The organism is Pseudomonas glycinis, assembly GCF_054871425.1.
Genome location: NZ_JBTYHF010000010.1, coordinates 1 through 18,593 on the forward strand (window position 1 = coordinate 1; position 18,593 = coordinate 18,593).

24 protein-coding genes are annotated in these 18,593 nt (G+C 60.1%); 15 read left to right on the plus strand and 9 right to left on the minus strand.

Features of this window, described 5'->3' with window-relative positions; genetic code table 11:
• From ACYSTU_RS22265 to ACYSTU_RS22275, 3 genes are all read left to right on the plus strand, one after another.
• Nucleotides 1-249: hypothetical protein (locus tag ACYSTU_RS22265; protein WP_499001636.1), on the plus strand; the 249-nt coding region annotated here is incomplete at its 5' end.
• Entirely contained in the window at nt 242-1,129 is an 888-nt protein-coding gene (gene rhtA, locus ACYSTU_RS22270) for a threonine/homoserine exporter RhtA (protein ID WP_024013655.1), read from the plus strand. The genes ACYSTU_RS22265 and rhtA, both read left to right, overlap by 8 nt.
• Before the next feature lie 169 nt (nt 1,130-1,298).
• Nucleotides 1,299-1,580, plus strand: coding sequence for a hypothetical protein (locus ACYSTU_RS22275; protein WP_016770791.1), 282 nt, complete (start codon nt 1,299-1,301; stop codon nt 1,578-1,580).
• On the opposite strand, the gene ACYSTU_RS22280 is transcribed toward ACYSTU_RS22275, so the two are convergent.
• Nucleotides 1,581-2,150, minus strand: coding sequence for a TetR/AcrR family transcriptional regulator (locus ACYSTU_RS22280; RefSeq protein ID WP_016770792.1), 570 nt, complete (start codon nt 2,148-2,150; stop codon nt 1,581-1,583).
• Between the two features lie 91 nt (nt 2,151-2,241).
• On the opposite strand from ACYSTU_RS22280, the gene ACYSTU_RS22285 reads away from it, so the two are divergent.
• Nucleotides 2,242-2,970 (plus strand): SDR family oxidoreductase, encoded by a 729-nt coding sequence (locus ACYSTU_RS22285; RefSeq protein ID WP_499001639.1) that lies wholly within the window; start codon nt 2,242-2,244, stop codon nt 2,968-2,970.
• A gap of 41 nt (nt 2,971-3,011) precedes the next feature.
• Nucleotides 3,012-3,608: a 2-hydroxychromene-2-carboxylate isomerase gene (locus ACYSTU_RS22290; RefSeq protein ID WP_499001642.1), complete on the plus strand. Its 597-nt coding sequence runs from the start codon at nt 3,012-3,014 to the stop codon at nt 3,606-3,608.
• Nucleotides 3,609-3,652: 44 nt separating this feature from the next.
• On the opposite strand, the gene ACYSTU_RS22295 is transcribed toward ACYSTU_RS22290, so the two are convergent.
• From ACYSTU_RS22295 to ACYSTU_RS22315, 5 genes are all read right to left on the minus strand, one after another.
• Complete coding sequence (locus tag ACYSTU_RS22295; protein ID WP_499001645.1) at nt 3,653-5,461, minus strand: aminopeptidase P family protein; 1,809 nt, start codon at nt 5,459-5,461, stop codon at nt 3,653-3,655.
• Between the two features lie 68 nt (nt 5,462-5,529).
• Entirely contained in the window at nt 5,530-6,696 is a 1,167-nt protein-coding gene (locus tag ACYSTU_RS22300; protein ID WP_499001647.1) for an aminotransferase class V-fold PLP-dependent enzyme, read from the minus strand.
• Nucleotides 6,697-6,900: 204 nt separating this feature from the next.
• Nucleotides 6,901-7,515 (minus strand): LysE family translocator, encoded by a 615-nt coding sequence (locus ACYSTU_RS22305; protein WP_499001650.1) that lies wholly within the window; start codon nt 7,513-7,515, stop codon nt 6,901-6,903.
• A gap of 101 nt (nt 7,516-7,616) precedes the next feature.
• Nucleotides 7,617-7,886 (minus strand): hypothetical protein, encoded by a 270-nt coding sequence (locus tag ACYSTU_RS22310; protein ID WP_217878592.1) that lies wholly within the window; start codon nt 7,884-7,886, stop codon nt 7,617-7,619.
• Nucleotides 7,887-7,987: 101 nt separating this feature from the next.
• Nucleotides 7,988-8,350 carry an antibiotic biosynthesis monooxygenase gene (locus ACYSTU_RS22315; protein ID WP_016770724.1) on the minus strand — a complete coding sequence of 121 codons (363 nt, stop codon included), beginning with the start codon at nt 8,348-8,350 and terminating at the stop codon, nt 7,988-7,990.
• Nucleotides 8,351-8,443: 93 nt separating this feature from the next.
• Between ACYSTU_RS22315 and soxR the strand changes: the two genes are divergently transcribed.
• The 10 genes from soxR to ACYSTU_RS22365 all read left to right on the plus strand — a co-directional run bounded on the left by soxR (nt 8,444) and on the right by ACYSTU_RS22365 (nt 15,944).
• Nucleotides 8,444-8,896, plus strand: coding sequence for a redox-sensitive transcriptional activator SoxR (gene soxR / locus ACYSTU_RS22320; protein WP_130912598.1), 453 nt, complete (start codon nt 8,444-8,446; stop codon nt 8,894-8,896).
• 111 nt (nt 8,897-9,007) lie between these two features.
• Nucleotides 9,008-9,466, plus strand: coding sequence for a VOC family protein (locus ACYSTU_RS22325; RefSeq protein WP_217878593.1), 459 nt, complete (start codon nt 9,008-9,010; stop codon nt 9,464-9,466).
• Between the two features lie 214 nt (nt 9,467-9,680).
• Complete coding sequence (locus ACYSTU_RS22330; protein WP_024013663.1) at nt 9,681-10,880, plus strand: PepSY-associated TM helix domain-containing protein; 1,200 nt, start codon at nt 9,681-9,683, stop codon at nt 10,878-10,880.
• Entirely contained in the window at nt 10,877-11,419 is a 543-nt protein-coding gene (locus tag ACYSTU_RS22335) for a PA2404 family protein (RefSeq protein WP_016770801.1), read from the plus strand. Before ACYSTU_RS22330 ends, ACYSTU_RS22335 begins: the two co-directional genes overlap by 4 nt.
• Nucleotides 11,416-11,754, plus strand: coding sequence for a hypothetical protein (locus ACYSTU_RS22340; protein ID WP_016770802.1), 339 nt, complete (start codon nt 11,416-11,418; stop codon nt 11,752-11,754). The genes ACYSTU_RS22335 and ACYSTU_RS22340 overlap by 4 nt, the downstream gene beginning before the upstream one ends.
• Nucleotides 11,751-12,326 carry a DUF6162 family protein gene (locus ACYSTU_RS22345; protein ID WP_206421806.1) on the plus strand — a complete coding sequence of 192 codons (576 nt, stop codon included), beginning with the start codon at nt 11,751-11,753 and terminating at the stop codon, nt 12,324-12,326. The genes ACYSTU_RS22340 and ACYSTU_RS22345 overlap by 4 nt, the downstream gene beginning before the upstream one ends.
• A 35-nt stretch (nt 12,327-12,361) precedes the next feature.
• A complete protein-coding gene (locus ACYSTU_RS22350) occupies nt 12,362-13,291 on the plus strand; it encodes a metal ABC transporter substrate-binding protein (protein ID WP_123443495.1) in 930 nt (309 codons plus the stop codon).
• Nucleotides 13,288-14,139, plus strand: a complete 852-nt coding sequence (locus ACYSTU_RS22355; RefSeq protein WP_123443496.1) for a metal ABC transporter ATP-binding protein — start codon at nt 13,288-13,290, stop codon at nt 14,137-14,139. The genes ACYSTU_RS22350 and ACYSTU_RS22355 overlap by 4 nt, the downstream gene beginning before the upstream one ends.
• Nucleotides 14,139-15,038, plus strand: coding sequence for a metal ABC transporter permease (locus ACYSTU_RS22360; protein WP_007917717.1), 900 nt, complete (start codon nt 14,139-14,141; stop codon nt 15,036-15,038). The genes ACYSTU_RS22355 and ACYSTU_RS22360 overlap by 1 nt, the downstream gene beginning before the upstream one ends.
• A complete protein-coding gene (locus tag ACYSTU_RS22365; RefSeq protein ID WP_024013667.1) occupies nt 15,039-15,944 on the plus strand; it encodes a metal ABC transporter substrate-binding protein in 906 nt (301 codons plus the stop codon).
• Nucleotides 15,945-16,141: 197 nt separating this feature from the next.
• Here ACYSTU_RS22365 and ACYSTU_RS22370 read toward each other — a convergent pair whose 3' ends face one another.
• The 3 genes from ACYSTU_RS22370 to ACYSTU_RS22380 form a co-directional block, all read right to left on the minus strand.
• Complete coding sequence (locus tag ACYSTU_RS22370) at nt 16,142-16,366, minus strand: MbtH family protein (RefSeq protein ID WP_016770808.1); 225 nt, start codon at nt 16,364-16,366, stop codon at nt 16,142-16,144.
• Between the two features lie 82 nt (nt 16,367-16,448).
• The gene (locus tag ACYSTU_RS22375; protein ID WP_499001659.1) at nt 16,449-17,861 is read right to left on the minus strand and encodes an aspartate aminotransferase family protein; all 1,413 of its coding nucleotides are present in this window, start codon (nt 17,859-17,861) and stop codon (nt 16,449-16,451) included.
• A gap of 142 nt (nt 17,862-18,003) precedes the next feature.
• Entirely contained in the window at nt 18,004-18,489 is a 486-nt protein-coding gene (locus ACYSTU_RS22380; RefSeq protein ID WP_122700103.1) for a GNAT family N-acetyltransferase, read from the minus strand.
• Between the last annotated feature and the right edge of the window lie 104 nt (nt 18,490-18,593).

Below are 18,593 nucleotides of genomic sequence, written 5' to 3' on the forward strand. Positions count from 1 at the left end.
TCTGAAGCAAGCCGCTGTCGAAAACTGCGTAACTCTTTGAATTTCAAGGAGTTTTCCGTTTCGACTGCGCCGGAAGTGGGGCGAATTATAGACCTCTGGAATCTGCCGTCAACCGTTAATTTCGCTTTTCTTTCAAATCAGCAAAAACGCTTTCTATATATAGACGCGCCCCCATCCAATGCGCAGTATATTGCCCACTACCACAACAATACTGTGTTTTTGCCTTGGATGCTGCCGCGCAATGAATGATCAACCTCGCTCCCTTGCTTCCACATTGTTTCCGGTTTGCCTGCTCATGATAGCCATGGCGTCCATCCAGTCGGGCGCTTCTCTGGCCAAAAGCATGTTCCCCATTATCGGCGCACAAGGAACAACCACTCTTCGCTTGATCTTTGCCAGCGTGATCATGCTGCTGATACTGCGCCCATGGCGTGCAAAGCTGACCTCCAAGTCTCTTCGTACCGTCATCGTCTACGGAATGGCATTGGGTGGAATGAACTTCCTCTTTTATATGTCGCTGCGCACAGTGCCGCTGGGCATCGCCGTTGCGCTGGAATTCACCGGCCCTCTGGCTGTAGCTATATATGCCTCTCGCCGCGCCATTGATTTTGTATGGATTGCGCTTGCTGCGGCCGGCTTGCTTCTATTGATACCTACCGGGGCAACCACTGCCGGCATTGATCTGGTCGGAGCGGGTTATGCGCTGGGGGCCGGAGTGTGCTGGGCGCTGTACATTCTGTTCGGGCAAAAGGCCGGCGCCGACAACGGGGTGACGACGGCAGCCCTCGGCGTGATGATCGCCGCGCTGTTCGTGGCGCCGATCGGCATTGTTCATGCCGGCGCTGCGCTGCTTACACCATCGCTGATTCCGATCGCTATCGGCGTCGCCATTCTGTCCACCGCCCTGCCCTATACCCTGGAGATGGTCGCCCTGACGCGTATGCCCGCGCGCACCTTCGGCACGCTCATGAGTATCGAACCGGCCTTCGGAGCATTGTCAGGTCTGCTTTTTCTCCAGGAATACCTTTCATTGTCACAATGGCTGGCCATCCTGTGCATTATTCTGGCGTCAGTGGGCGCAACCATGACCATGGGCAGCGGAGCAAAGCCTGCTGTCGCGGCCGACTGAAGCGTTATAGAAAGTGGGGTCTGGTAATTGGCGCTCATTTAGGCCATGTTTAGCTTCGTAACCCATCGCCAGGCATGGATTTTTTCGCAAAGGACGGCACAACGCTGCAAACGCGAGCGAATACAGGCAGACCCGAGCACCAGACTCGCGGCCGCTATTAAGGATGGTAATGAAACGAATTTTGCTATTGATCGCCCTGCTGGCGATCGCGAGTTGCGCAGCGACCTCGGAAACCCAGGTCAAACGAGGCAAGAAGGGGCTGCACATCAACTGTTCCGGACTTTCATCCTCATGGGACAAGTGCTACACCAGCGCCGCCAATTCCTGCGCGCCCAAGGGTTACAAGGTGATCGCCAAATCCGGGGACACCGTAGAAGAACCTGGCGATTATCCGTTCGGCCTGAACCCCGCCGGTTATACCAGCCGCAGCATGATCGTCATCTGCAAATAACTACTCGGCTCGTGGCAAAGCGAGCTGACGCGTAATTTCCTCGTGACTCGAGCGCAACACCGTACGCTGCACGTCCGGTGTTGCCAGCATCCGCGCGACCACCAATGCACCCACGCATTGCGACAGCACCGACCAGGCCAGACTCTCGCTTTCCAGTATCTCGGCCCAGCCCTGCTGAAGGCGGCAGATCCATTCTTCAGCCTGCTCACGCACCTGTACATCGGCACGGGCAATCTCCGCGCCCAATGTCGGCAGCGCGCAACCGGCCTCGGGTTGCTCGACATGGGCCATGCTCAGGTACTGCTTCAGACAACGCTCCAGCCGCTGCCGATCTGCACCGCCCTGGCCACCAAGGCGCTCAAGACTTTCACTCAACTCTCGCTCGACGATGGCAGCGAACAACGCATCCTTGGATGAAAAGTGGCTGTAGAACGCGGCGCCACTCAAACCGATGGCTTTCATCAGGCCATCCACGCCCACCGTGGAAAACCCCGATTTCTTTGCCGACAGCGCGCTGCTTTGCAGCAATCGTTCGCGGGTTTCCGATTTGTGTCCGGCCGAATAACGCATGTCATCTCCTGAAGTAGATCGCCTTGACGCTGCCCGAATCCTAGCATAACGTTCGTTAACTAAACGATCGTTAACCAAAAGGGATTCACCCATGAATAACAAGAAGGTCGTGTTGGTTGTCGGTGCCGGTGATGCCACCGGCGGGGCAATTGCCAAGCGCTTTGCCAGTGAGGGGTTTATAGCCTGCGTGACCCGGCGCAGCGCCGACAAATTGCAGCCTCTGGTTCACGCAATCATCGCTGAGGGCGGTGAGGCCCATGGTTTTGCCTGCGATGCGCGCAAGGAAGAAGATGTCATCGCGTTGATCGAAGACATCGAAACCCGCGTCGGCCCGATTGAGGCCTTTGTCTTCAACATCGGCGCCAACGTGCCCTGCAGCATTCTCGAAGAAACCGCACGCAAATATTTCAAGATCTGGGAGATGGCCTGCTTCTCCGGTTTTCTCAATGCCCGTGAAGTGGCCAAGCGCATGGTCACTCGGCAGCGCGGCACGATTCTGTTCACTGGTGCCACGGCCGGGCTGCGCGGTGCTTCTGGATTTGCCGCTTTCGCCGGAGCCAAACACGGCATCCGCGCACTGGCGCAAAGCATGGCGAGAGAGTTGGGGCCGATGAACATTCATGTCGCCCACGTCGTAGTTGATGGTGCGATCGATACCGACTTCATCCGCAACAGCTTTCCCGAGAAATACGCGACCAAGGATCAGGACGGCATTCTCGATCCAGGGCACATCGCTGAAAACTATTGGTATCTGCACAGTCAGCCGCGGGATGCCTGGACCTTTGAGCTGGACCTGCGCCCATGGAACGAACGCTGGTAAGCCCTCCACCCTCATTACAACAATAAGAGAGCGATTTGATCATGACGAAAACCGTGGAATTCTATTTCGACCTCGGCAGCCCCACCACCTATCTGGCGCACACCCAGCTAGCGAAAATCTGCGCCGATACCCAGAGCGAACTGAGCTACATCCCGATGCTGTTGGGTGGCGTGTTCAAAGCCACCGGCAACGCTTCGCCGGCAATGATTCCGGCGAAGGGCCGCTACATGTTTCAGGACCTCGATCGCTTCGCCAAACGCTACGGCGTACAGCTCAGATTCAATCCGCACTTTCCAATCAACACGCTGATACTGATGCGTGCCGTCACTGGCATGCAGATGCGCCAGCCGCAGCGTTTCGCCGAGTTCGTCGATTGCCTGTTCAAGGCGCTTTGGGTAGAAGGCCGTAACCTCAACGATCCGCAAACCGTTGCCGCCGTGCTGACTGAAAACGGCTTCGACCCCCAAGAGATAATGGCGCTGACCAACGATGAATCAGTAAAAGCCGCACTCAAGGAAAACACCGAAGCCGCGATCAAGCGCGGCGTTTTCGGTGCCCCCAGCATGTTCATTGGCGATCAGTTGTTCTTCGGTCAGGATCGACTCGACTTCGTAGAAGAGGCATTGCGCCAGGATTGAAGCCGAGACCCAAGGCACCGCGAGCGGCGCCTTGGGTAAATCGATCAAATGGCCACAGTGCGCTCGTTCAGCCAGCTCAGCGCCGCGCCATCCAACAACGGACTCAGACGCTCGCGTACTTCACTGTGATAAGCATTGAGCCACTGCTTTTCTTCCTGAGTCAGCAGGTCAGCAATCAGGCAGCGAGTATCGATCGGGCACAGCGTCAGGGTTTCGAACTTGAGGAAGTCGCCGAATTCGCTGCTGCCGGCCTCGCGGTTCATCGCCAGGTTCTCGATGCGCACGCCCCAGCGGCCCGGGCGATAAGTGCCGGGTTCGATCGAGGTAATCATCCCCGGCTGCATCGCCGTCTGCGGTGCCGGTGCCGCTTGATAAGCGATCACTTGCGGACCTTCGTGAACGTTGAGGAAATAGCCCACGCCATGACCAGTGCCGTGGCCGTAGTCGACGTTGTCAGCCCAGATCGGCGCACGAGCGATGGCGTCGAGCAGCGGCGACAGAATGCCTTTCGGAAATCGTGCCCGCGACAGCGCAATCACGCCTTTCAACACGCGCGTGCAATCCTGTTTCTGCTCCTGGGTCGGCGTACCCACCGGGACCATGCGCGTGATGTCTGTGGTACCGCCGAGGTATTGACCACCGGAATCGATGAGCAACAGACCATCACCCTCGATCAACGCATGCTCCTCTTCGGTAGCGTGATAGTGCGGCATCGCGCCATTGGCGTTGAACGCGGCAATCGTGTTGAAGCTCAGCGAAACGTAATCGGGACGACGTTCACGGGCAGCGGTAAGTTTCTCGTCGATGGTCAGTTCGGTGATGCGCTCGCGCCCCCATGCCGATTCCAGCCAGGCAAAGAATTCGCACAACGCCGCGCCATCCTGCTCCATGGCTTTACGGATGTGTTGAGCGTCGGCTTCGCTTTTCTGCGATTTGGCCAACGTAGTCGGGTTGAGACCCTCGACCAGTTTCACGCCACTGTCCAGGTTATCCAGCAACCCCGTGGTCACTCGCGCCGGATCGACCAGCAGGCTCGCGCCGCTCGGCACAGCACGCAACGCATCGGCCACTTCGCTGTAGTCACGCAGCGTCACGCCATCCTGCTCCAGTACCGCGCGCAGATCGGCATCGACCTTGCTCAGCGCCACAAACAGCGTGGCCTGTTGCTGATTGATCAAGGCGAACGAAACAAACACCGGATTGAACGAAACATCACCGCCACGCAGGTTGAACAGCCAGGCAATGTCATCCAGGGTGGCGATGAAGTGCCAGTCGGCACCACGTTCTTGCAAGGTTTCGCGCAATGTCGCGAGTTTCTCGCCACGGCTGACGGTCGCTTGCGGCGGCAGATGCTGATAGATCGGCGCGTTCGGCAGGCTCGGGCGATCACGCCAGACTTCCTGCAACAGGTCGGTATCGGTGCGCAGGCGAGCGCCGCGTGCTTCGAGTTTGCTGCTCAGCGTACGCGCCGACGCCACTGCCATTACCGCGCCGTCGACCGCAACAACGCCGCCCTCAGGGGTTTGTTCGGCCAGCCAGTCCAGTGGGCTCGGCTGCCCCGGTTGCAGTTTGACCAGTTCGATGCCGCTGCCGTTGAGCTCCTTGGTCGCCTGTTCCCAGTAACGACTGTCGGCCCACACGCCAGCGAAATCAGCAGTGACGATCAGCGTACCGACCGAACCGTGGAAACCCGACAACCATTGCCGGCCCTGCCAGTAACCCGGCAGGTATTCCGAAAGATGCGGGTCGGCGGACGGCACCAGCAGCGCATGGATGCCTTCGCGGCGCATCAGTTCACGGGTATGCGCCAGGCGCTGAGGCACCGTTCCTTCGGTCAAGGTGTGGGAACTCATCATGTCTCCTGCTAATCGCGTCATCGTTATTGTTCGTAGCCTTCGCGGCCATGGAAAGCGTCTGCTGTTTAGAACCCTGTCGCCCAGAATGCCGGAGCACTGGCGCAGGCGGTTGTGATCAGGTCAACGGCCTTGTCGACATCCTCAACGGTGGTAAACCGCCCGAGGCTCAAGCGAATGGTGCGCCCCGCCAGCCGCGCATCGTGTCCGAGCGCGAGCAGCACGTGGGACGGCGCATTACTTGCGGAATTACACGCCGACGTCGCGGAAAACGCGATCGAATGGCTCAATGCGGCGCTGTTGAACTCGCCCTCGCTGAAGGTCAGGCTCAGGGTGTGCGGAATACGTTGCGAGGCACTGCCATTGAGGCGCACGCCGGGCAACTTCAAAAGCTGTTCGAGCAAGCGTTCGCGCAAAGCGATGATGGACTTTTTCTCTTCATCAAATGCGTCGGCGGCCAAAGCGAAAGCAGCGCCCATCCCGGCAATCTGATGAGTCGCCAGGGTTCCGGAGCGCAGGCCACCTTCATGACCGCCGCCGTGGATCTGTGCCTGCAAGCGTTGCTGCGCCTGCGGGCCGACATACAAAGCGCCGATGCCTTTGGGGCCGTAGAGTTTGTGTGCGGAAAACGACATCAGGTCCACCGGCCAGCGGCTCAGATCGATCGCGACCTTGCCCGCGCCTTGCGCCGCATCCACATGAAACAACGCCTGCCGACTGCGCACCACTTCGCCAATCGCCTCGACATCATTGACCGTGCCCAACTCGTTGTTGACCAGCATCAGCGAGACCAGAAAAGTGTCGTCACGCATCGCTTCGCTGACCGCTTGCGGCGTGATCAAGCCTTGGGCGTCCGGCACCAGATAGGTCACGGCAATGCCCGAGTCCTGCAATTGCCGCGCGGTGTCGAGAATGGCCTTGTGTTCGATCTGACTGGTAATGATGTGCCCGCCGCAAACGCCACGGGCCTGAGCGACGCCTTTGAGGGCGAGGTTGTTGGATTCGGTGGCACCAGAGGTCCAGACGATCTGCTCAGGCTGCGCGCCGACCAGATCGGCGACTTGCCGACGTGCCTGCTCGACCGTCTGCCGGGCCTGCTGGCCGAAAGCGTGGGAGCTGGACGCCGGGTTACCGAAGTTACCGTGAAAACCCAGACATTCGATCATCACCTGGATGACCCGCTCGTCCACCGGGGTGGTGGCGGCGTAATCGAAATACAACGGACGTGTGTTCATAAAGGACTCGCAGAGCGTGTTCCGGGATCAGGATGCTCGTGTCTGCAAACGACGATGCACAGCCTCGTGAGCTGTGCATGGGTTCGAGAGCGTCATCAATACCTGATCGGATGCCGTTAAAGAAGTAGGGCTTCATTAAAAGTGCGTAGGAACGCTCCTGAAACCGAGCTTAACAGGCATCGGGCCGGCGATTGAAGCAATGCGTCAGTGAAAGCATTCGAGAAGTAACGGATACAACGAGATCACCAACAGCGCTGCCATGCCCCAATTGAACACGCGCAACCAGCGCGGATCTTTCAGCACATTGCGCAACAGCGTGCCGCACGCCGCCCACAGGCCGACACTGGGCAGATTGATGATGGCGAACACCGCCGCGATGATCACGACGTTATAGAAATAACCCTGCATCGGCGTGTACGTGCTGATGGCACCGATGGCCATGATCCACGCCTTGGGATTGACCCACTGGAACGCCGCGGCGCCCAGATAGCTGATCGGTTTCGCCTCGCCGTGGGCACTGTCGCCGACCGGGCCGGAGTGGGCGATCTTCCACGCCAGATACAACAGATACGCGGCGCCGATATAACGCAGCACCGTATACAGAATCGGATAGGCCTGAAACACCGCGCCAAGGCCGAAGCCCACCGCTACCACCAATAAAAAGAAGCCGCAGCTGATGCCGAGCATGTGCGGAATGGTGCGGTTGAAACCGAAATTCACTCCGGACGCCAGCAACATGGTGTTGTTCGGCCCCGGTGTGATCGAGGTGACAAGGGCAAACAGGGCAAAGCCCAACAGCAGATCAAGCGAGAGGTTCATCGAGGCAGTCCATCCAGGGTCATTCAGCTGTTGACCCTATCCCACACGGCCCGGCAAACCCACGGACAGTTAGGGAAAACTTCAAGCAGTACAGTTTGCCTTCAGCTCGGACGACCGTGCAGCTGTATGGCACGTTCGGCGCTCATCTCACCCTGTTGGTCGAAACCGAAAGTCTTCTGCGGCTGGCCGAGCAATTGGGCTTTTTTCGCGTGGTATTCGTCGAATGACAAGCCGCTGCGGTTCAGCGCTTCCAGCGCCAGTTCGCGGGATTCTTCAGCGGTGTAAGGGCGCAGCTCGGGCGAAACATGGCCGGCACAACCGGCGAGTACGGAAACAGCGAGCATCAGCGAAAGAGTCAGTAAACGGTTCATGGGAGCGTCCTGGCGAGCAATGTGGGGTCGATGGAGAAAGGCTACGCCCGGGCACGCTCGCGCAGAAATCAACGCTCTCAATAGTGGCTATCAGCTTTGCGCTAATACTGGCTGACCGGCAAACGGCAGTGCAGCGCGTCGTCGTGGCTGCGGGCAATGCTGCTGTGCACCTGGAACGAATTGAAGGTCACGGTTTTCGCCCGATGGGTGCGGATCAATTGCCAGAAATCCTCCTCGCCGCTTTCGAAACTGCGAAACGCCGCCTCCCCCGCTTCGCGGCTCTGCCATTGCAAAAAGCTCAGCACGCGGCGGCCGTCGTCGCTGGCCTGCACGCTGGCGCTGAGAAACCCGTCGTAACGCTGGGCCAGCCCCTCGGTCTGCGTCGCCAGTGCCGAGACCAGCGCTGCTTGCTGGCGGGGTTCGATTTCGAATTCGATCAATTGGGTAAAGCTGCGATTGCTCATGTAAAGCCCCCACTCATCTTGATGCGAGCCTTGCGACCCGAAGAGCTGCAGGGTAAAACCTCTAGTTAAGTCAAGGTCAAGAGTATTTTCCGCATGATCAGCAAGGAGCAGGTGCACAAGCCTCTCACCGTGGGTGAGGTTGCGGCGCGCAGTGGCGTCGCGGTCACGGCGCTGCATTTTTATGAAGCCAAAGGTTTGATCAAGAGTGAGCGCAATGCCGGCAATCAACGCCGCTATCCGCGCGCCGTACTGCGCCGGGTGGCGTTGATCAAAGTCGCACAACGGCTGGGGATACCGCTGGCGGAAATCGGCGAAGCGCTGAAGATCCTGCCGCAGGATCGCGCGCCGTCGGCGGCGGACTGGAAGATTCTGTCTGAACAATGGCAGCGCGAGCTCGATGAACGGATCAGGCAACTTACGTTGATGCGCGATCAGCTCACCGGGTGCATCGGCTGCGGCTGTCTGTCCATGGAAGCGTGTCCGTTACGCAATAAAGGCGACATGCTCGGTGACCGAGGCCCAGGCCCGCACTTTCGCGATGAGTGATGACGCTGCTCGTCGGCGAACAATTTGCGCAGCAAGGACGGTTCTATAGTGATTGCTCCGGGTAAATCCGGTGTAACCACATCTGTTGAAAACAAAAACAGGGAGAACGTCATGAGCGTCAAACCCATTCCCGAGGGGTATCACAGCATTACCCCGTATCTCGGCATCCAACAGGCTGCCGAGGCCATCGATTTCTACAAGAAAGCCTTCAATGCCAGCGAAGTCATGCGCCTGACCATGCCCGACGGCACCATCGGCCATGCCGAGCTGCGCATTGGCGACAGCGCGATCATGCTTGGCACGCCTTGCGATCAGGGGCCGCTGAGCAATCCACAGCAGGCGGTGTCGATCGGCTTGCACCTGTATGTCACCGATGTCGACCAGTCCTTTCAACAAGCGCTGGATGCCGGGGCGCAAAGCGTCTCCGAGGTCAAAGACCAGTTTTACGGTGATCGCAGCGGCACGCTGAGAGATCCGTTCGGCCATCTGTGGTTTCTCGCCACGCACAAAGAGGATCTGAGCGAAGAGCAGATTCGCCAGCGTGCGATGGAGATGTTCAGCCAAGGCTGAGGGCTTTTTGCCTCGGATCGACCGGCAAAAATGCACTGCCGATGTAATTGCGAAACATTTACTTTCATATCCGCTTTCGGGATTTTCTTCGCTCATCCGTCTTATAGGAATGCAGGCCGTTCGCGTAGGCAAAAGCCACGAACGGCCTCCCGGGGAGTTCCGTGCTGCGAAGCCCGTAGCCCGGCCCCTTCCACCGCAATCAAGACGCGCAATCATGTCGAAGAAATCCCGTTCCAAACTGTGGTTCCTGGTGCATAGCTGGCTGGCGTTGCCGATCTGGTTCTTTGTGTTGATCGTCTGTGTTACCGGCACGCTGGCGGTGGTCAGCCAGGAAATTGTCTGGCTGGCCAACCCGCAAATGCGCGCCAGTCAGCCGTCGGACGATGCGCCGCGACTGAGCTACGACCAGATTCTCGCCGCGATCAAACAAGCCGAGCCGCAAACCCTGGTGCAGAGCATCAATCGTCCGGACGAGTCGCACTTTGCCCTCGATGTCGAAGTCAGCTACCCCGACGGGCGCTCGTTGACGGTCTATGTCAATCCGTACACCGGGGTCATCCAAGGCACCGCGCCGGCCTTTGATTTCAAGGCCTTTACCCGCGCCCTGCATGGCTGGTGGCTGGTGCCGTTCACCAATGGCTATAGCTGGGGCTGGTATCTGGTGTCATTGCTCGGCGTGCCGATGCTGGTGTCGCTGATTACCGGGCTGGTGGTCTACAAACGCTTCTGGAAAGGTTTCCTGCGCCCGACCCTGCGCGTGCGCCACGGCGCGCGGATTTTCTGGGGCGACTTTCATCGCTTGTGCGGCATCTGGTCAATCTGGTTCATCGCGGTGATTTCCATCACCGGCATCTGGTTCCTGATCAAGGCGATCCTGTTCGATAACCAGATTTCCATTTCCAGCGAACCGATCATTCCGGCGATGTCCCGCGAAAGTGTGCCGATCTCGGCCGCCGGCACCCCGCCGCCGCGCATCAGCCTGGACCGCGCCATCGAAATCGCCCAGCAGAAGATTCCGGGGCTGGAAGCCAGCTACGTCAACCTGCCGGGCAATGCCTACTCGCACATGAGCGTCAGCGGCCGTGGCTGGTATCCGCTGATGTATCAGACCGCGACTCTCAACCCGTACAACGGCGAAATGGCTTCCTCACGGTTGCTGTCCGATCGCTCCTCGCTGGAATTCGTCACCGAATCCATGCGCCCGCTGCACACCGGTGACTTCGGTGGCATCTGGATCAAGTTGATCTGGTTCTTCTTCGGTCTGTTGCTGAGCATGATGATCCTCAGCGGCCTGCTGATCTGGACCAAGCGCACCGCGTTGGCCACCGCCAATGCGCTGAAACGCGAGGACAAAAAAAACCGCGTCACCGCCCAACCGGCGCTGCGCCATGAAACTTCGGAGGCGAGCCTGTGAACAAAGCCATCTCGGTCACACCGCCCTCGCGCCTGTCGCGTTTCTGGCACAAGTGGCGTTTCCACATCAATGTCCTGCTGTTGCTGATCCCGCTGGGCTTCATGCCGAAATACTTTGCCGATGCTTCGCTGTTTCGCGGCGACAGTGGCCTGGGCCAACGGGAAATAGGCACGGTTCAGGTCGGCCCGTGGAGCCTGCGCCTGGCCGAACTGCGTGACGAGGCGCCGCACCTTAGCGGTCCGGCTGGTTATATGAAGGATTTCACTGCCGCCGTCTGCGATACCTGTGTCGAACAGGTCAAGGCTACTTACCTGCGCATCGGCAAGCCGCGCAGTCTGCGCGCCGCTGGCACGATCTTCTTCGGTACGCCTTATCGCATGGGCACGCAAATGCCGATCCCGGCAAAGACCAAACCTGACGCCGAGCTGTGGATCACCATGGAAGGCTGGGACGGCAGCATGCACCAAGCCGCGATTCCCCTGAGCCAAGCCTCCCCCGCCACGGTTGCGTGGCTGAACAAACAAGGAGCCAAACCATGACTCGCTCACCCCTTCAGACCCGTTTGCTCGCCAGCGCCGCGCTGCTGCTGAGCGCCGGTTTCAGCGCCAGCGCCCTGGCGCACAACCCGATGTGCGAATGCAAAGCCATCGATGCCGAACAGATCAAATGCACCGGCGGTTTCTCCGACGGCAGCGGCGCGCCCGGGGTGACCCTCGATGTGATCGGCTATGACGAAACCATTCTGGTGCCGGGCAAACTCGGTGACGACTCAACGCTGACGTTCAAGAAACCCGGCAGCGAGTTCTATGTGCTATTCGATGCCGGCCCAGGCCACGTTGTGGAAATCGACCAGGCGGATATCGAAGCCCCATGAGTAGCCCGACGACGCAAGTGGTACGCCCGGCCGGCGCCGGTCATGAAACCCTCAATGTGCTGCTGTTGTGCCTGCTGATTCTCGCGGTCGCCGGCTCGGTGGTGGCGTGGCGCGGGGTTTCCCATGAACCGGAGCCGGTCGCGAGCAACCAGTACGACGCCCGCCGCGATCTCAGCGCCGCCGAGCAAGGCATCTATGCCGACCTGCGCGTGACCCTCGACGAAATCCGCTTGCTGCGCGAAGAGCAAAAAACCCTGCCGACGCCACAAATGCTCGCCGACGAAGGCTTCGCGCCGTTCGCGCAGGACGCCAGTTCGGTCAGCCGTGGTGGTCACGCATGGCAGATGCTCGCCGACCGCGCGTATTTCGGCCGTAGTGCGACGCCTGACGTCGCCGGCTCGTTTCTGATGCGTGTCGGCACTGACGCCAACGCGGCGCCGGACATCTGGCTGAACCGCAGCGCCGATTCCGCGCCTGCTGAAGATCTGTCTGACGCCGCGCTGTCCGCCGCTGGCTGGAAACAGATCGTCGCGCAATTCGATGCCGGGGTTACCCGCGAACATCGCCATTGATTCCTCGCCTTTATCCGAGAGAAGACTGCTTGCCCATGTCCATTTCATCTCCTCGCCGTTCCTTGTTACGCCTGTTTCTGCTTGGCCTGTGCGCCTGCCTGCTGAGCTCGTTGGCCAGCGCCGAGCAAGGCAAACGCCTGCGTATCGGCATCACTCTGCATCCGTATTACAGCTACGTCGCCAACATCGTCGGCGACAAGGCAGAAGTGGTGCCGCTGATTCCTGCGGGCTTCAATCCGCACGCCTACGAACCGCGCGCCGAGGACATCAAGCGCATCAGCGGACTGGACGTGATCGTGCTCAACGGCGTCGGTCATGACGACTTCGCCGACCGGATGATCGCCGCCAGCGAAACACCCAACGTCAAAACCATCGAAGCGAACGAAAACGTGCCATTACTGGCAGCCACCGGTGTCGCTGCGCGCGGCGCCGGCAAAGTGGTCAATCCGCACACGTTCCTGTCGATCAGCGCCTCCATCGCCCAGGTCAACAACATCGCCCGCGAGCTGGGCAAGATCGATCCGGACAACGCCAAGATCTACACGCAAAACGCGCGCGCCTATGGCAAACGCCTGCGGCAGATGCGCGCCGACGCTTTGGCCAAACTGACCCAGGCACCGAACGCCGAACTGCGCGTGGCCACAGTGCATGCGGCTTACGACTATCTTTTGCGCGAATTCGGTCTGGAAGTGACGGCCGTGGTCGAGCCGGCCCACGGCATCGAGCCAAGCCCGAGTCAGCTGAAAAAGACCATCGACCAGTTGCGGGAACTCGACGTCAAAGTGATCTTCTCGGAGATGGATTTCCCGTCCAGCTACGTCGACACCATCCAGCGCGAATCCGGGGTGAAGCTGTACCCGCTGTCGCACATTTCCTACGGCGAATACACCGCCGACAAGTACGAAAAGGAAATGACCGGCAACCTCAACACCGTGGTTCGGGCGATTCAGGAGTCGGGGGCATGACGTCGAAAGAAACCCTGATCCCTGACAACACCGATAACCCGGTGGGAGCGAGCCTGCTCGCGAAGGCGCCGGATCAGGCAACATCTTCGTTGAATGACGCACCACATTCGCGAGCAGGCTCGCTCTCACAGGGGATAACCGGGCCGGCGCTGGAGTTTGCGGATATCAGCCTGACCTTGGGGCGCACGACGATTCTCGACAAGGTCAGCTTCCAGGTGCAGCCCGGCAGCGTGCATGCGCTGGTCGGCCCCAACGGCGGTGGCAAGAGTTCGCTGATCAAGACCCTGCTCGGGCAGATGCCGCATCAGGGCCAGCTCAGTCTGCACTGGCCCGGCGAGCCCGGCACCATTGGTTACGTCCCGCAGGCGCTGGAGTTCGATCGCGGCTTGCCGATGACCGTCGACGATTTCATGGCCGCCATGTGTCAACGCCGTCCGGCCTTTCTCGGCTTGAGCAAACACTATGCCGGCGCCATCGGCGAAGCACTGGAGCGCGTCGGCATGCAGGACAAGCGCAAGCGGCGCATGGGCGCGCTGTCCGGCGGCGAGCGGCAGCGGGTGCTGCTCGCGCAGGGCTTGATTCCGGCGCCGCAACTGCTGGTGCTCGACGAGCCGATGTCGGCCCTCGATGAGGCCGGGATCCAGGTGTTCGAACGTCTGCTGACTGACTGGCGCGCGGCGGGCATCACGGTGTTGTGGATCGAACATGACCTGGAAGCGGTGGGTCGGCTGGCCGATCGGGTTACCGGTCTCAACCGCCGCGTGCTGTTCGATGCCACACCGCAACAGGCGCTGACTCCGGAACGTCTGCTGACGCTGTTTTCCACCCATCCACGGAGCGCGGTCTGATGAGTTACGAAGCCTTTCGTTTGATGGTTCAGGGTTGGGCGTCTTCCGGTTATCTGCCGGAAGCGCTGGCCTACGGTTTTGTCGTCAATGCACTGCTCGCCGGCCTGCTGATCGGCCCCGTGCTCGGCGGGCTCGGCACGCTGGTGGTGGTCAAGCGATTCGCGTTCTTTTCCGAAGCAGTCGGCCATGCCGCGTTGACCGGTGTCGCCATCGGCATCCTGCTCGGCGAACCCTACACCGGCCCGTACGGCAGCCTGTTCGGTTACTGCTTGCTGTTCGGCATTCTGCTCAATTACCTGCGCAACCGCACCGGACTGGCACCGGATACGCTGATCGGCGTGTTTCTCTCGGTGTCACTGGCACTGGGCGCGAGCCTGCTGCTGATTCTCGCCGGCAAGATCAACGTGCACATTCTGGAAAACGTGCTGTTCGGTTCGGTATTGACCGTCAACGGCAATGATCTGGCGGTGCTGGCCATCGTCGGTTCGCTGGTCATGGCCCTCGCCCTGCCGCTGTACAACCGCATCATGCTCGCCAGTTTCAATCCGCAACTGGCGGCGGTGCGTGGCGTAGCGGTGAAGACCCTGGATTACCTGTTCGTGATCCTGGTGACCTTGATCACCGTCGCGGCAGTGAAGGTGATTGGCGCGATTCTGGTCGGTGCCTTGCTGGTGATTCCTGCGGCAGCGGCGCGCTTGCTCAGTCAGTCGCTGAAAGGGTTTTTCTGGTGCTCGGTGCTGATCGCTACCGTCAGCACCCTGTGCGGGATTCTTGCGCCGATCGTATTCGATCTGCCGATCCCGTCCGGCGCCGCGATCATTCTGGTCGCCGGCATCGCTTTCGCCCTCGCCGCCATTGCGCGCGGCGTCGTCCCCAGCCTGAAAGGGAACCTTGGATAAATGGCTTTTTCATTGCGTAACCTGACTCTGGCCATGGCCCTGTGTGGCGTGGTCTGCACTCCGTTGATGGCGGCTGAAACTGCGAAACCGTTGCGCGTTCTGGCCTCGTTACCGATCACCTATGGATTGGGCGAAGCATTGCTCAAAGGTACCGACGTCAAACTCGAACGCGCGGCGCCGGCCAACCTGCCCGGCAGCCGCCAGACCGCGTATTTCACCGGTCGTGGCGCTCCGGCGCTGAGCAAACTGGCCACCGACGCGGACGCGGTAATCGGTCTGCGTTCGCTGTGGGCCGATGATCCGCTGTACCCGATCGCGCGGCGCAGCAATATCCGTATCGTCGAAGTCGACGCTGCGCGCCCGGTCGACGGCGCCCTGCCCGGCATCGCCGTGCAGCCGGGCCTGCAGGTTGATGGCCTGAACAGTCAGCCATGGCTGGCGAGCAACAACATGGGGCGCATGGCCGATGTGATGGCGGCGGACCTGGTGCGCCTGGCACCAAGCGCCAAGCCTGCAATCGAAGCCAACCTGGCGGCGTTGAAACAGCGTTTGCTGAAACTCAGCGCGGACACCGAGGCGCGTCTGGCCGAAGCGGACAACCTGAGCGTGATGAGCCTGAGCGATCACTTCGGCTATCTGATTGGCAGCCTCAACCTTGAACTGGCCGGACAGGATGCGCGTCCCGATGCCGATTGGACGCCAGAGGAGTTGAAGAAGCTGACAGCGACGCTCAAGGACAATGACGTGGCGGTGGTGCTGCACCATCGCCAGCCAGCGGAGCCGGTGAAAGCAGCGATTGCCGAATCCGGCAGCCGCCTGGTGGTGTTGAGTACCGATGCGGCGGATCCGCTGGCGGAGCTGGAGGGGAATGTGGATTTGTTGCTCAAGGGGTTGAGCGGAGCGTAGTCAGGCTGATACCGAGTCATCGTTCATCGCTGGCAAGCCAGCTCCCACAGAGTTTTTGGCGAACACACATTTGTGATCAACCACAATACCTGTGGGAGCTGGCTTGCCAGCGATGAGACTGTGCAAGCAATACAAATTCAAGACATGAAAAAACCCGCTGACATCACTGGTCCAGCGGGTTTTTTATGCCCGGTCGCTTATTGCGCCGCGACTTGTGCATCCATCTTCTGGCGCAGGCTCAATGGGCGCATGTCGGTCCAGACTTCTTCGATGTAGGCCAGGCATTCCTTTTTCAGGCCGCTCTTGCCCACGGTGCGCCAGCCTTGCGGCACAGCTTTGTAATCGGGCCAGATCGAGTATTGCTCTTCGTGGTTGACCACGACCTGAAAGAGGATGTCCTCGCGGTCGAATACTGACGTCATGCTGGTTCTCCATCGTTGTAAGGGCGGCTGCACAAAGAATGCAGCCGGGTATGTAGAAAGAACGTTCGCCGCGCGGAAAAATTTACAGCGCGGTGGTGGCAGCGGCCAATGCGCGACCGAAGATCTCGGCCACCCGGTCGACTTCCGCAGCAGTGATCACCAGCGGCGGCAGAAAGCGCACCACCGCGCCATGGCGACCGCCCAGCTCCAGAATCAGGCCACGCTTGAGGCATTCACGCTGGACCAGCGGCGCCAGACGCGCAAACGCTGGCGGATGACCGAGCGCGTCGGGCGCGCCGTTCGGGTCGACCAGTTCAACGCCGAGCATCAGGCCACGCCCACGAATATCGCCCATCTGCGGGAAGTCGCGTTGCAGGATGTGCAGATGCTCGCTGAGTCGATCACCCATGGCGGCGGCGTGCTCGCAAACCTTGTGCTCCACCAGATAGCGCATCACCGCTGAACCGGCGGCCATGGCCATCTGATTGCCACGGAACGTGCCGGCATGGGCGCCCGGTTGCCAGGTGTCGAGCCAGTCACGGTAAACCACCACCGCCAACGGCAGGCTGCCGCCGATGGCTTTGGACAGTACAACCACATCCGGAACGATGCCCGCGTGTTCAAAGGCAAACATCTTGCCGGTACGGGCGAAACCGCTCTGGATCTCATCAACGATCAACGCCACACCGCCCTTCTCGGTGATCCGGCGCAAGCCGCGCAACCACTCGATGTCCGCCGGTATCACGCCGCCCTCGCCCTGCACCGCCTCGACAATGACCGCCGCCGGCAATTGCACGCCGGCCTCGGGATCGTTGAGCAGGTTTTCCAGATAACTCAGATTGGCGTTGACGCCCGCCGCGCCACCGAGGCCAAACGGGCAGCGGTAGTCGTAGGGAAAAGGCATGAACTGCACGCCGTTGCTGAGCAAGGCACCCAGTGGTTTTTTCGGTCCCAGGCTGCCCATCAGGCTCAACGCCCCCTGACTCATGCCGTGATAACCGCCGGAAAATGACAGCACGGTGCTGCGCCCGGTTGCGGTGCGCACCAGTTTCAGCGCTGCTTCCACGGCGTCGGTGCCGGTCGGGCCACAAAACTGGATTTTCGCTTGCGCCGCCAACTCCGTCGGCAGCAGCCCGAACAGGTCCTGGACGAATTGATCCTTGACCGGCGTAGTCAGGTCGAGGGTGTGCAGCGGCAACTCATCGGCCAGCACTTGCTGGATCGCCTCGATCACTACCGGGTGGTTATGCCCCAGCGCCAGCGTGCCGGCTCCAGCCAGGCAGTCGATGAATGTACGTCCTTCAACATCCTCGACATACAAGCCCTTGGCACGCTTGAGCGCCAAGGGAATACGCCGAGGATAACTGCGCGCGTTGGACTCCTGCCGGCTCTGCCGCGCCAACAACGGTGATTCGTTGAATTCGAACAACGTTTCCGCCGGCGCCGAGGCGACCCGGGCCGACGACGCTTCGATAAGACTGGTGGCGACTGACATCTCTCGACCCCTCAATTCGCTATGGATAGTGACCAGAACAGCACACCGACAGGTGCGCGTTCCGGTCGCGGGGCGCACTTGCAGGTTTTCCTGTTCTGGAAACGCTTCAGCGCGGTGCGGATTTACACCCTTGATCGAGTTGTCACGGCAGTGAGGACAAAGGTTTGCGCAGCGGCACGGTTTGCAAGCCGTTGGAAAGACCGGGTGGCGCTGCCTGTTGGTAACCCAGGTGCCGATAGAACCCCTCGGCGGTGCGGGTGCTGTTGAGGTGAGCATTGCGCACACCGCGAACCCGCAACCAGCCTTCGACATTCTGCATCAGCGCCCGGCCGACGCCTCGGCGGAAGGATTCCGGCTGGACGTAACACAGCAGGATTTCGCCACTGACCCGGGCCATGCCGACACCGACCGGTTTGTCATCAAGCAAAGCGACGCAGAGATAGAAATGTGGGTCGGCGAGCCGGCTACTGATGAAATCGGCGTGAGAACGGTTGAGCCAGTCGCTGACGAGAAGTGGATGGTTGCGGTGATCGAGTGCACATCCGATGCGGATCGAGCGCTCGACAATACGGTTGATGATGCCGGTGTCGGCCAGGGTGGCCGAACGTACGCAGACGGGTGCTTCCATGGCGCAGTTCCCTCAATCCATTGAGTCAAAGCTGGGTTGACCTTAGCCCCAACCCTGGCGGATAGCGAACGCCGAGAAGTTACATTTGATGTGCCAGAACATGT